The 12,314-nt window shown below is 71.2% G+C and carries 11 protein-coding genes and 2 pseudogenes; 11 read left to right on the top strand and 2 right to left on the bottom strand.

Translation table 11 applies throughout. The features are described 5' to 3' along the window. Positions 1-13 precede the first annotated feature (13 nt). From ACGF0D_RS00870 to ACGF0D_RS00835, 8 genes are all read left to right on the top strand, one after another. Positions 14-385 carry a RidA family protein gene (locus tag ACGF0D_RS00870; RefSeq protein ID WP_392913386.1) on the top strand — a complete coding sequence of 124 codons (372 nt, stop codon included), beginning with the start codon at positions 14-16 and terminating at the stop codon, positions 383-385. A 120-nt stretch (positions 386-505) separates the two neighbouring features. After that, positions 506-997 (top strand): PhzA/PhzB family protein, encoded by a 492-nt coding sequence (locus ACGF0D_RS00865; protein WP_392913384.1) that lies wholly within the window; start codon positions 506-508, stop codon positions 995-997. 36 nt (positions 998-1,033) lie between these two features. Further along, a complete protein-coding gene (locus ACGF0D_RS00860) occupies positions 1,034-1,444 on the top strand; it encodes a VOC family protein (protein WP_392913382.1) in 411 nt (136 codons plus the stop codon). A 134-nt stretch (positions 1,445-1,578) separates the two neighbouring features. Beyond that, positions 1,579-2,598: a methyltransferase gene (locus ACGF0D_RS00855; protein ID WP_392913380.1), complete on the top strand. Its 1,020-nt coding sequence runs from the start codon at positions 1,579-1,581 to the stop codon at positions 2,596-2,598. Between the two features lie 50 nt (positions 2,599-2,648). Next, complete coding sequence (locus tag ACGF0D_RS00850) at positions 2,649-3,134, top strand: DUF488 family protein (protein WP_392913378.1); 486 nt, start codon at positions 2,649-2,651, stop codon at positions 3,132-3,134. Continuing rightward, complete coding sequence (locus ACGF0D_RS00845) at positions 3,122-4,807, top strand: asparaginase domain-containing protein (RefSeq protein ID WP_392913376.1); 1,686 nt, start codon at positions 3,122-3,124, stop codon at positions 4,805-4,807. The genes ACGF0D_RS00850 and ACGF0D_RS00845 overlap by 13 nt, the downstream gene beginning before the upstream one ends. Before the next feature lie 57 nt (positions 4,808-4,864). Further along, positions 4,865-5,716, top strand: coding sequence for a PhzF family phenazine biosynthesis protein (locus ACGF0D_RS00840; protein ID WP_392913374.1), 852 nt, complete (start codon positions 4,865-4,867; stop codon positions 5,714-5,716). Between the two features lie 26 nt (positions 5,717-5,742). Beyond that, a complete protein-coding gene (locus tag ACGF0D_RS00835; RefSeq protein WP_392913372.1) occupies positions 5,743-7,092 on the top strand; it encodes a replication-associated recombination protein A in 1,350 nt (449 codons plus the stop codon). Positions 7,093-7,689: 597 nt separating this feature from the next. Here the strand turns inward: ACGF0D_RS00835 and ACGF0D_RS00830 are convergent. Then, positions 7,690-7,830, bottom strand: a pseudogene (locus tag ACGF0D_RS00830) (exodeoxyribonuclease III); the annotation flags it as partial. Between the two features lie 89 nt (positions 7,831-7,919). Here ACGF0D_RS00830 and ACGF0D_RS00825 point away from each other — a divergent pair. The 3 genes from ACGF0D_RS00825 (at position 7,920) to ACGF0D_RS00815 (ending at position 11,884) form a co-directional block, all read left to right on the top strand. Next, a complete protein-coding gene (locus ACGF0D_RS00825) occupies positions 7,920-9,503 on the top strand; it encodes a recombinase family protein (RefSeq protein WP_392913370.1) in 1,584 nt (527 codons plus the stop codon). Further along, positions 9,439-9,942: a hypothetical protein gene (locus ACGF0D_RS00820; protein ID WP_392913369.1), complete on the top strand. Its 504-nt coding sequence runs from the start codon at positions 9,439-9,441 to the stop codon at positions 9,940-9,942. Before ACGF0D_RS00825 ends, ACGF0D_RS00820 begins: the two co-directional genes overlap by 65 nt. 637 nt (positions 9,943-10,579) lie before the next feature. Further along, positions 10,580-11,884 carry a hypothetical protein gene (locus ACGF0D_RS00815; protein WP_392913367.1) on the top strand — a complete coding sequence of 435 codons (1,305 nt, stop codon included), beginning with the start codon at positions 10,580-10,582 and terminating at the stop codon, positions 11,882-11,884. Between the two features lie 274 nt (positions 11,885-12,158). On the opposite strand, the pseudogene ACGF0D_RS00810 reads toward ACGF0D_RS00815, so the two are convergent. Beyond that, positions 12,159-12,302: pseudogene (locus tag ACGF0D_RS00810) on the bottom strand (exodeoxyribonuclease III); the annotation flags it as partial. Positions 12,303-12,314 lie beyond the last annotated feature (12 nt).

Genomic DNA, 12,314 nt, shown 5'->3' with positions numbered 1-12,314 from the left:
CAATCCTGACGGTTTGCACGACCCGCGCCCGCTCGGCTACAGCCACACGGCCAGCGTCCCGGCCGGCACCGAGCTGGTGTTCGTCTCCGGCCAGTACGGCTCGGGCCCGGACGGCATGGTCGTCTCGGACGACTTCGCCGAGCAGGTGCAGCAGGCGTTCGGCAACCTCGGCACGGCCCTCGCCGCCCACGGCCTGGACCTCACCGACGTCGTCCAGCTCCGGACGTACGTGGTGGACCCGGACTTCGACAAGCTCAAGACGATCGGCATGGCCGTGGCGGGCAGCGGCGCCGGGACGCCGCCCACGCAGACCGTCATCGGGGTGGCCTCCCTGGCCATGCCCAACATCCTGTTCGAGGTCGAAGCGGTCGCCACGCGGTCCTGACGCCTCGCCGCCGCCTGGTCCGGGGCCTTCCCCGGACCAGGCGGCGGCCCGGGGCCGTACGACCGGTACGGGGAACGGGCACGACCGGGCGGGTCACACCAAGGAGCGAGGGGACACGAGATGGCAGACACCCATGCGCAGCCCGAGCACTTCGGAAACGACGTCGAACTCCGCCGCCGGCACCGCGAAGTGGTCGCGGACTACATGAGCCGGAAGGGCGAGAACCGCCTGACGCGGTACCTGCTCTTCGCCGAGGACGGCAGCGCCGGCCTCTACACCACCGACACCGGGGAACCGGTCGTCTCGCAGGGCCACGAGAAGCTCCGGCAGCACGGCGAGTGGTCCCTGCGGATGTTCCCCGACTGGGAATGGAAGAACGTCCGGATCTTCGACACCCAGGACCCCAACCACTTCTGGGTGGAATGTGACGGAGAAGGGCAGATCCTTTATCCGGACTACCCGCCGGGCCACTACCGGAACCATTTCATACACTCGTTCGTGCTGGCCGACGGGAAGATCAAGCAGAACCGCGAGTTCATGAACCCGTTCCAGCAGCTGCGGGCGCTGGGCGTGGAAGTCCCGGAGATCAAGCGCGGGGGCATCCCCACCTAGTCCGATTTCGTTCGTACTCACAGCGAGGAGCACCGGATGGGCTCTCGACTCAATCCGTGCATCGCCTTCGACGGAAACGCGCGGGAAGCGATGGAGTTCTACCGGGAGGTATTCGGCGGTGAACTCGAACTGGGCACGGTCGGCGATTTCGGATCGACGGACGCGCCCGACGCCGACAAGGTCATGCACGCCGTCCTGGTGACCCCGGACGGCTACACGCTGATGGGGTGGGACGCCCCGGCGCGGGTGCCCCTCCACCCCGGCAACAACGTCGCGGTCTTCCTCGGCGGCGATGACGCCGGGATCCGCGACCACTTCGAGAAGCTCGCCGTCGGCGGCACCGTGACGCTGCCGCTGGAGAAGCAGGTGTGGGGTGACGAGGCCGGCTCGCTGGTGGACCGGTTCGGGATCACCTGGATGGTCAACATCACCCGACCGCACTCCTGACCGGCCCCGGGGCCGCCCGCGTTCGAGGCGGCCCCGGACCGGACCGGGGCTCGGACCGTGACGACACGCCGTGGAGGACCACGGCGCAGTGGGCCGCCCGGTACCGGTCCGGGAGGCCGGAATGGGGAGTCTCCATGGCAGTCGACATACAGGCCACCCGGGATGTGATCGACGTCATCACCGGCGGCTGGCGGGCCCAGGCCCTCTACACCGCCGTCAAACTGGACCTGCCGGACCACGTCGAGGCCGGCCGGGACACCGACCCCGAACTCGCCCGGGCGACCGGCGCGGACGAACGGGGCGTGCACCGGCTGATGCGCCTCCTGGTGGCCATGGGCGTGTTCGAGGGCGACGGGACGACCGGCTACCGGAACACCCCGGTGAGCACGGCCCTGCTCGCCGGGCCCCAGTCCCTGCACGACATGTGCCTGCTCTACGGCGAGGAGTTCTACGCCGCCTGGGGCCACGCCCACCACGCCGTCTCCACGGCGAGCTCGGGCTTCGAGGCCGCCTACGGCCTGCCGTTCTACGACCACCTCGGCCAGGACCCCGCGCTCGCCCGGCGCTTCCAGCACACCATGAACGCCGGAAGCATGTTCTTCCACCAGGTGCCCGAGGTGTTCGACTTCTCCGGCCGGACGGTCGTGGACGTGGGCGGCGGGGGCGGGCACCTGCTCGCCACGATCCTCGCCGCGACGCCGGACGCCGGGGGCGTTCTCTTCGACCGCGAACACATGATGCTCAAGGCCCGCGAGCACCTGGTCGCTGCGGTCGGACCGGAGCGCGTCCGGCTGGTCGGGGGCGACATGTTCGAGGGCGTCCCGGAGGGCGGGGACGTCTACATCCTCTGCCGGGTGCTGGCGGGCTGGGACGACGACGCGGTCGTCGGCGTCTTCGAGAACTGCCGCCGCGCCATGGCGGACCCCTCCGCACGGCTGCTGGTCATCGACCGCTTCGTCGCGGACAAGGACTCCACCGTGCTGCCCGCCCTGTGGGACCTGCACCTCCTGGTGACGACCGGCGGCGCGCACCGCACCCTCGACCGGGTCACCTCCCTGCTCGACCGGGCCGGCCTGGACATCGTTCGGACCGCCGAACTGCCCATGGAGACCACCGCGCTGGTCGCCGAGCCCCGCCCCTCGTCGCAGCCGTAGCGGAGCCCCCACACACCCACCAACGAGCTACCGGCCGACGGGAGATTCCGGTGCCGAAGATCGCGACGATCGGCGTCTATGGCTTCGACGGCGATTCCTACCTGCAACGACTGCGGCAGGCGGACGTCCGCCTGCTGATCGACGTGCGCCAGCGCCGCGGGGTCCGCGGCCCCGCGTACGCCTGGGCCAACTCGCTCCGGCTCCAGGCGGCCCTCGCCGGCGCCGGGATCGCCTACCGGCACCACCTCGAACTCGCCCCGACGACGGAACTGCGCCGGCTCCAGTACGCCGAGGACGCCCGCAACGGGGTCGGCAAGCGCTCGCGCCAGGAGCTCGCCGCCGAGTACACCCGCCGCTACACCGGCGAGATACTCGACCAAGCCAACCTCGCACCGATCGTGGCGGCGCTGCCGGAGGACGGCGTCGCCGCACTCTTCTGCGTCGAGCGCGACCCCGAAGCCTGCCACCGCTCCCTGGTCGCCCGGCGGCTGGCCGAACGGCACCTCGTCACCATCGAACACCTGTGCCCGCTGTGACGGGCAGCCCTGGGCCGGCCGGCGCACCGCGACCGCGGATCGCGGTGTTCGCCGGGCCGACCGCGACGATCCTGAACACCCCGGACCTGGTCACGTCGAACAAGGCGCGCGCCCGGTACGGCCTCCCGCCGCGCGCCGCCCGCTTCGACCTGCTGCGCCCCCAGCGGCTCGCCGCACCCGCGACGGTCTACGTCGAGGCGTTCAGCGCGCACCCGCTCGAACGGGACTCGGCCCACCTGTACGCCCCGCCGGACGGCTGGCTCGACCGGGACGGCGCGTTCCACGAGGAACCGCCCGGCGGCGACGCCACCCCGGTGCACGTCGTCGAGCTCCACCCCGACGACGGCCTCTACCCCCTGCCCTACATGGCCCGGCAGGCGGACGGGTCCGCCTGGGAGGAGACCGCGACCGCCCCGCTCGCATCCCCGGAGTTCGCCCGGCAGACCTTCTATCCCGACGCCCGCCGCCTCTACGAGGAGATCGAGCGGTTCGGCCTCGCCGACCACGGCACCCCGGTCGAACTGGGGTCGATCGCCGATTTCGACTTCTTCCGCGCCGCCCCCTCCGGCGGCTACACCGCAGGCCCCGGGTCCGAGCGCCTCGGGGAGGACTTCTTCGTCTACTACCCGTACCACCTCCAGACCGAGCCCGGCCTGGCGGACCTCGCCCGGGCCACCAACCTGGTCCAGGCCGTCCTCGCCACCGGGGAGTACACCGGCCTCCAGTGGCTGGAGGGCAGCCCGACCGTCGACGAGACCCTCTACTGGCTCGGGCTGCTCGTCGACACGACGGTGCCGCTCGTCGGACACGCGGCCCAGCGCCGGCACCAGACGTCGAGCGCCGACGGCGACCGCAACGTGGTCGACGGCGTGAAGTACATCACCTCCGGCGTCGCCCTCGACGAACGGGGCGCGGACCGCGTCGGCGCCTGTGTGGTCGTCGACGAACTCGTCTACGCCGCCCGGGACGTGACCAAGGTCGACGCCAGGCCGGGGGGCTACGAGGTCACCGGCGGGCACGGTGGAATCGTCGCCGACCTCGGCGGCTACGGCCCCCCGCAGCTCACCTACCTGCCCGCCCGTGGCCACACCCACCGCTCGGACCTGCGTCTGACCGCGCTCCCCGAGCGGGTGACCGGCGTGACCGGGACGCTGGACGCGGGTGTGACCACCGTCGACGTGGTGACCAGGGACGCCGGCGGGCTCGTCCCCACCGCCATGCCGCACGTCACGATCACCAAGTACAGCCGGTACGCGGCGACGGGCACCGGCAAGGACGGCCGGTCCACCCCCGACGACGAGGTCGAGGTGCTCGCCCGGATCAGGACGAACCTCGCCGGGGCGCCGCTGTCCGGCTTCGTCTGCGAAGGCATGTCGCCGTTCGGGATGGCCGACCCGACGAGGAACGCGGCCCTGGCCGTCGCCGTTTTCGCCGGCATGCCGGTGGTCCGCACCGGCCGCGGGAACACCGGTGGCATGGCGTACCGAACCGACCCGGTGTTCGTCTCCGGCAACAACCTCACCGCCACCAAGGCGCGCCTGCTCCTGATGGCCGCGCTGCTCAAGTTCGGCGCGCTGCCGCCCGCCGCCGACCCGTTCGACCCGACCGCGCAGGAGCGGGCGGCCACCGAGCGGGCCGTCGCCCGGTACCAGGCCCTGTTCGACACCCACTGACCAGGCATCCGTCCCCCGGCCCGCGCGGCGTGCGGGGGACTTCGAGAACGGAAACCCATGGGTAGATACGAGTACGTGGTGGCCGACGTCTTCACCGACGTCCCGCTGGAAGGCAACCCGACTGCGGTCTTCGTGGACTCCGCCGGGCTCCCTCCCGAGCGCATGCAGCGGATCGCGCAGGAGATGCACCTGTCGGAGACCGTCTTCGTCCTCCCCCCGGAGGGCGACGGCGACGTGCGGGTGCGGATCTTCACCCCGGTGAACGAGCTGCCATTCGCCGGCCATCCGACCCTGGGGACGGCCATCGTGCTCGGCGAGGCGGACAAGGCGGAGACGATCCGGATGGAGACCGCCATGGGCACCGTGACGTTCGAGTTCGAACGGGCCGACGACGGGCGGGCCGACTCCGCCCGCATGTGGCAGCCCGTCCCGACCTGGGAACTCTACAAGCGCGCGGACGAGTTGCTCGCCGGTCTCGGCCTGGCCTCGGCCCCCCGGACGCTGCCGGTCGAGGTCTACCGCAACGGACCGCGGCACGTGTTCGTCGGCCTGGACAGCGTGGCCTCGCTCTCCGCCCTCGAACCGGACCAGCGGGTGCTCGCCCGGCTGCCCGACATGGCCGCCAACTGCTTTGCGGGCGCGGGCTCGCAGTGGCGGCTGCGGATGTTCTCGCCCGCCTACGGCGTCGTGGAGGACGCGGCCACCGGCTCGGCCGCCGGCGCGCTGGCGGTGCACCTGGCCCGGCACGGCCTGGTCCCCTTCGGGGAGTGGATCGAGATCCGCCAGGGCGTCGAGATCGGCCGCCCCTCGACGATGCGGGCCCGGGCCTTCGGCACGCCGGAACGGATCGAGTCGGTCCAGGTCGCCGGGTCCGCCGTCGTCGTCGCCCGCGGAACGCTGTACGCGTAGCCGCGCGACGGGCATAGGGTCCCCCCATGACCTATCAACCCGCAGAGGACGAGGGGCTGTTCGCGCTACCGATCCCCGAGGCCCCGCCGGCCGGGCCGGCGCCGGCCGGCTCGCCGCTGGCGGTGCGCTTGCGGCCCCGCTCGCTCGACGAGGTGGTCGGCCAGCCGCACCTGCTGCGGCCCGGCGCGCCGCTGCGGCGCCTGCTGGAGGGCGGGGAGGCGGCGTCGGTGCTGCTCTACGGCCCGCCCGGCACCGGGAAGACCACGATCGCCCGGCTGCTCGCCGGCGCCGGCACCCGGCGCTTCGTCGCCCTCTCGGCCCTGTCCAGCGGCGTCAAGGACCTGCGCGAGGCGATCGACGGCGCGCGCCGCCGCCGCGACCGGCGGACCGTGCTGTTCGTCGACGAGGTACACCGCTTCTCCAGGACCCAGCAGGACGCGCTGCTCGGGGCCGTCGAGGACCGGATCGTGCTGCTCGTCGCCGCCACCACGGAGAACCCGTCGTTCTCGGTGGTGGCGCCGCTGCTCTCCCGGCTGCTGGTGCTGAAGCTCCGGCCCCTGGACGGGGACGAGGTCCGCGCCCTGCTGCGGCGGGCGGTGGCCGACCCGCGCGGGCTCGACGGGGCGGTCTCGCTGTCGGCCGAGGCCGAGGACGCGCTGGTGCGCCTGGCCTCCGGCGACGCCCGCAGCGCGCTGACCGCCCTGGAGGCCGGCGCCGACGGGGTCCTCGACACCGGCGGCACCGTGATCGACGTGCCGGCCGTGGAGCGGGCCGTGGCCGAGGCCACCGTGCGCTACGACCGGCAGGGCGACCAGCACCACGACGTCGTCAGCGCTTTCATCAAGTCCGTCCGCGGCTCGGACCCCGACGCCGCGCTGCACTACCTGGCCCGCATGCTCGTGGCCGGTGAGGACCCACGGTTCATCGCGCGCCGGCTGCTGGTGCACGCCAGCGAGGACGTCGGGCTGGCCGACCCCACGGCCCTGCAAGCCGCCGTGGCCGCGGCGCAGACCGTCGACCTGATCGGCTTGCCCGAGGCCCGCCTCGCCCTGGCCCAGGCCACCGTGCACCTGGCCCTGGCCCCCAAGTCGAACACGGTGATCGTTGGGATCGACGAGGCCATGGCCGACGTCCGGGCCGGCGACCTTGGCGAGGTCCCCGCCAACCTGCGGTACAGCCGCTACGCGGGCGCCGCCGAGCTGGGTGGCGCGACCGGTTACCGCTACCCCCACCGTGCCCCCGACGGGGTGCTGGAGCAGCAGTACCCGCCGGACGCCCTGGTCGGCAAGAACTACTACCGCCCCACCCGGCACGGCTGGGAACGCACCCTGCACGAGCGCCTCACCGAGCTCCGCCGCACCGTCCGCGGCGAATGACGCCGAGGGGCCCGCCCCCCAAGCCAACGGGTCGGGCTCCTCCGGACGTCCGCCCCGGCGCCCGTCAGACGTTGAAGCGGAACCACTGCCAGCCGACCCCGACCTGCGGCGGAGCTCCGCCCAGCTCTCTGACCAGGCGCTTCACTGTCGGGCCAGGTTGGACCCTGGTTCGCGGACCGCTTCGCCGGCAAGACCCCGCCCACCACCTGCTGACGCCACCCGAGGTGGAAAGGGTGGGGTGTGCGGGCCCGGCACACGCAGGGTGCCCGCACCCTCGCCGAGGCGGGCAGCCTGTTCATCGCCACCGAATCCCGGCTGGCAGCCGGCCCACGGTGGTCGGGTGGGTTCAGTGCTGGCCGGGGCCGATTCAGCGCGGGTGGGTGCGGGGACGGGGACGGGGGTGGGCGTCAGGCGGTGGAAGATGTGGGCGAAGGCGAGGAGGGTGAAGATGTCGCTGAGGACGGGGGTGCGGAAGACGAAGGGGCGCGGGCCGATGCCGTCAGAGATCGAGTCGATGTGAGTGAACCCTGTGCTGGTTGCGGGCGGTCAGCGTAGGGGCAATGCCCTGTTGGGTCGCCAACTGTGGAAATCTGGCGGTCAGTTAAGGTCGAAATCGAACTCTGCGGTGACGGGAGCGTGGTCGGACCAGCGTTCCGCGTGGGTGTCGGCGCGCTCGACGTAGGCCTCGACGGTCTTGGCGGCGAGGCCGGGGGTGGCGACCTGGAGGTCGATGCGCCAGCGGATAGACGCCTTTTCGATAAAGGTCTACCCGTTCGAGTGCAGCTTGTTCGAGGGTGCCCGTTGGCCTTGGCGGTAGGGGGAGGCCCATGGGCATCATGACGGCTTTGGCGCCGGTTCGGGCGGTGGTGGGTTCGCGTGTGTCGGATACGCATGGGGATGAGGGCAAGGTTTCGCATCTGGTGCAGGCAGAGTCGGCGACTCGGCACGCGGTCTCGAAGGAGTGGGAGATCGTCGGGTCGTTCGAGGACCTGGACGTCTCTGCGGAGGTCACGCCGTGGAAGCGTCCGGACCTGGGGCCGTGGTTGACCGAGCGGCAGGGCGAGTGGGACGCGTTGGTGTGGGCGAAGGTCGACCGGGCGTTCCGCTCGGCGAAGGACTGCGCGGACGTGGCGCACTGGGCGGAGGAGAACCACAAGGTCCTGGTGTTCACCGACGACGGGATCACTCTGGACTACCGGCAGGGTCGAGAGTCGTCGTTCGGGAACGAGCTGGCGAAGGTGTTCCTGATGCTGGCGTCGATCTTCGCGGAGATGGAGCTCAAGCGGATCAAGGCCCGCGTCACGGCCGCGCACAAGCACCTGCGGAAGACGGACCGGTGGGCCGGCGGGCAGCCGCCGTACGGCTACCGGATCGTCGACCGCCCCGGGGGCGGCCGCACCCTCGAGCCGGACCTGGTGACGTCCGAGGCGGTCCGGTACATGGGCCAGCTGCTCCTGGAGGGGCAGAGTCAGTGGATGATCGCCATGGCCCTGGAAGGCGCCGGGTTCGACACCCCGTCGATGCACGCGTACAAGAACCAGGGCGACACCTACACGAGCAAACGCAAGACCGCGCCGTCGAACCACTGGAACACGACCAGCGTGGGGAAGATCCTTCGCTCGCCGGCGACGATGGGCCTGAAACTGACCGGCCGCTCCGTCAAGGCACGCAAGATCGCCCGAGACGCCAAGGGCCTGCCGATCCGGATGGCCAAGCCGCTGTTCACCGAGGAGGAGTGGGCCGCGATCCAGGCGGCGATGGACGAGCGCACGATCACCAAGGAACGATCGAACGGCGCCTCACCCTGGCTCGGCGTTGCGCACTGCGACCGCTGCGGCGATCGGTTCTACCGGCAGCTGAACCTCGCCAAGAACGGCAAGATCTACGAGTACTACCGGTGCGCGAAGACGGCCGGCAAACCAGCGTGCAAGGGCCAGTCCGTCAGGGGCGAGCGCGTCACCACAGCGATCGCCGCTCTGGTGGACCGGTTGGCCGGCCTGGCGATGACGGTGCGCAGGTTCATCCCCGGCGAGGACCACACCGAGCAGCTCAACCACGTCACCCAGGCCATGAAGGACCTCCGCGAGGAGAAGCGCCGAGGCTTGTTCGACTACCCCGGCGGCGACGACGAGTACGCCGAAGCCCTCGAAGTCCTCGTTGACGAACGCCGCCGCCTCGCAGCCCTCCCACAACGTTCCTCCACCTGGGTGGAAGTCGAGACCGGCCAGACCTTCGCGGATGCCTGGGCCCAGCCCGACCAGGACGACCGCCGCCAACTCCTCCTCGGGCGGAGGCGAGTTCGGGCTCTACGCCACCAAGATCGCGGTCCCGGCCGACGCCAGGCCGGTGCTGAGGTTCGTCGCCCGGACGAAGGAGGGGCCGGCCCCGTACGCGCGCTTCTCCTACGATGACGGCACCTCGCAGACCGTACCGGCGACGAGCTCGGGTGACGGGTGGCAGGAGTTCGGCGGCAGTCTCGACGCGGCCGGCAAGACCATCGAGCGGATCTCGGTGGGCTTCGCCGACTCCGAGCGCCTGGTGAACACCGTGCTCGGTCAGCTTCGCCTCTACGACGCGTCGAAGGACGTGAAGCCGGATCCGATCGAGGTCTCGTCCACGGCGTCCACGATCTCCTGGACCGGCCCGGCCAGTCCGTCGATCGCCTACTGGAACGTCTACGCGCGCCAGGGCGGGTGCCTCAACTTCCTGGATCCGGCGTTCACGACGACCTACGACACCTCGCTCCCCATGTACAGCCCGCCGCAGCCGGCCGACGACTACGTCATCCAGCCCGTCTCGACGAGCGGCACGGCGGCCACCTTCGGGGACCTCTGCTGCGGTGATCGCTAGGCGAGGAAAGAGGCAGCCGACGGGGCCCCAGGACGCCACGGTGCGTGCTCGAACGGCCGTCAGGCAGCGCCAATCGGCTGAGCCGCACCCGACACGACACCGATCACCCCGGCGTCGGGCGGACAAGGTGGATAACTAGGTCCTGTCACACTGTCAGACGAGTCGACCGCCCTCGTTCCCACTCTCACACGGTGCCCACCCTCACACCGGGGCCTCGAAACGTGCCGGGCGTGCCCGGGGCGCCGGGAGGTCGCAACGGCCGCACGCGGCTGGGGGTTGCCTCGGACGACGCCGTCACCAGTGGCCGAGCGGGGTTGGCTCACCAACCCCGCTCGGAGGATTGATGCACGTATCACGTGCCTTGCGTTCGATCGTCGCCGGCGCCTCACTGGGAGCAGCTCTGGTGGCCTCCCCGGCGTGGTTCGCCACGCCCGCCGCCGGAGCCGGCCTCAAGTCGCCCGTCCACGGGACGGCCACGCGGTCCACTGACTCCGGACCCGCGCTGCACCATGACACCTCGCCACCGTTGCGTGACCTGGCGCACGGACACGGACAGCGCCGGTCCGCCCCCGGCGTCGTGCCCCCCGCAGATGCGCAGCACCCGTCCCTCACAAGGGCCGCTCCTTCGGACGGGGTGGTGCAGGAACACGACGGCAGCCGGGGCCGGATCCGGTTGGACGTCAGTTTCGACGGCATCCGGGAGGCCGGGGGCGTCCCTCCCGACCCCAACGCCTCGGTGGGCTCCCGCCAGATCGTGGAGATCACCAACTTCGACCTCGCGGTGTACTCCAAGACCGGTGCCACGGAACTGGGGCAGCTGACCACCCAGACGCTGTTCAGCGGGTTCGGCGGACCGTGCGAGACCGCTCCGAACCCCGACATCGGGGACCCCGTGGTCCGCTGGGACTCCCTGGCCCACCGCTGGATCCTCAACCAGTTCGCGCTCGACCAGGCAGGCGGCCCGAACCTCCTGTGCGTGGCCGTCTCCAGCAGCGAGGACGCCACCGGCGCGTACTACCGGTACGCCTTCGGGTACCAGCACTTCATCGACCACCCGAAGGTCTCGGTCTGGCCGGACGCCTACTACGCGGCCTTCACCGCCGGGGCGTTCCCCGAGACCTGCGCCTGGGACCGGAGCAGGATGCTGCGCGGAGCCGACGCCGACCAGCAGTGCTACATCGTCCCGACCCCGACCATCCCGCTCCCCTCGGACCTCGACGGCCCGACCCCGCCCCCGCAGGGCGAGCCCAACCTGCTGATCGCCCTCAACCCCGCCTACAACAGCCTGCAGTACTGGCGGTTCCACGTGGACTGGGCGGACCAGACCCGCACCGCCGTCACGGGCCCGGAGGAACTGCCGGTGGCCCCCTACACCCCGGCCTGCATGAGCACCGATCCCACCCGATGCGTCCCCCAGGCCGGCACCACCCAGCAACTGGACTCGCTCTCCTACTCCGCCATGTACCGGCTCGCCTACCGCAACTTCGGCGACCACGAGTCCTTGGTCGTCAACCACGCGGTCGACGCGCCCGGCGGTGTGGGGGTTCGATGGTACGAACTGCGGCTGGACCACGGCCGGCCGGTCGTTCATCAGCAGAGCACCTACGCGCCGGGGTCCACGTACCGGTGGATGGCGTCCGCGGCCCAGGACAGGAACGGCGACATCGCCCTGGGGTACTCGACGTCGAACTCCCAGGCCCGTCCCTCGATCAGCGTCACCGGACGCCTGGCGGACGACCCGCTGAACGCGATGACGTTCGGCGAGACCACTGTGTGGACCGGCACCGGCTCCCAGACCGGGAGCAACCGCTGGGGTGACTACACCTCCATGGCGATCGACCCGGCGGACGACTGCACGTTCTGGTACACCAACCAGTACCAAGCGGTCGACGGCACCGGAAACTGGAACACCCGCATCGCCTCCTTCCACCTCTCCGGCTGACGCGGCCACCACGGCCACGGGCGACACCCGGGGCGGACGGCACCGCCGACCGCCCCGGGCCTCAAGTCATCGCCTGTGCCGCGCGGCGACTCTCGCCAGACGGCCTTGGTTTTTACAAACCGAGGCGTTTCCAGAACATCAGCTGACTGTCAGTCAGAGCAGCGGATCGCCGCATAGTGCAGTTGCAGTGCCAGTAGCAGCCCCAATCGTTGCTCCGGTAGGGCGTGCGATGAACCGAAGCAGTTGAAGCCAGCTTCCCGAACTCGGCTCAGCGCTACAGGAGTTGGTCGAGGTCGAAGGCGGCTGTCACTGGTGCGTGGTCGCTCCAGCGCTCGGCGTGGGTGGCGGCGCGCTCGACGTAGGCGGCGATGCACTTGTTCGCGAGGCCGGGGGTGGCGACCTGGAGGTCGATGCGCCAGCGGATAGACGC

The sequence above is a fragment of the Kitasatospora sp. NPDC048298 genome (genome assembly GCF_043201465.1).
GTDB lineage: Bacteria > Actinomycetota > Actinomycetes > Streptomycetales > Streptomycetaceae > Kitasatospora.
This window is presented reverse-complemented; position numbering and strand designations above follow the sequence as displayed.

Excerpts from the sequence above, each read along its gene's own strand:
- ACGF0D_RS00865 (WP_392913384.1), top strand. The coding sequence starts at position 506 with ATGGCAGACACCCATGCGCAGCCCGAGCACTTCGGAAACGACGTCGAA.
- ACGF0D_RS00860 (WP_392913382.1), top strand. The coding sequence starts at position 1,034 with ATGGGCTCTCGACTCAATCCGTGCATCGCCTTCGACGGAAACGCGCGG.
- ACGF0D_RS00855 (WP_392913380.1), top strand. The coding sequence starts at position 1,579 with ATGGCAGTCGACATACAGGCCACCCGGGATGTGATCGACGTCATCACC.
- ACGF0D_RS00840 (WP_392913374.1), top strand. The coding sequence starts at position 4,865 with ATGGGTAGATACGAGTACGTGGTGGCCGACGTCTTCACCGACGTCCCG.
- ACGF0D_RS00835 (WP_392913372.1), top strand. The coding sequence starts at position 5,743 with ATGACCTATCAACCCGCAGAGGACGAGGGGCTGTTCGCGCTACCGATC.
- ACGF0D_RS00825 (WP_392913370.1), top strand. The coding sequence starts at position 7,920 with ATGGGCATCATGACGGCTTTGGCGCCGGTTCGGGCGGTGGTGGGTTCG.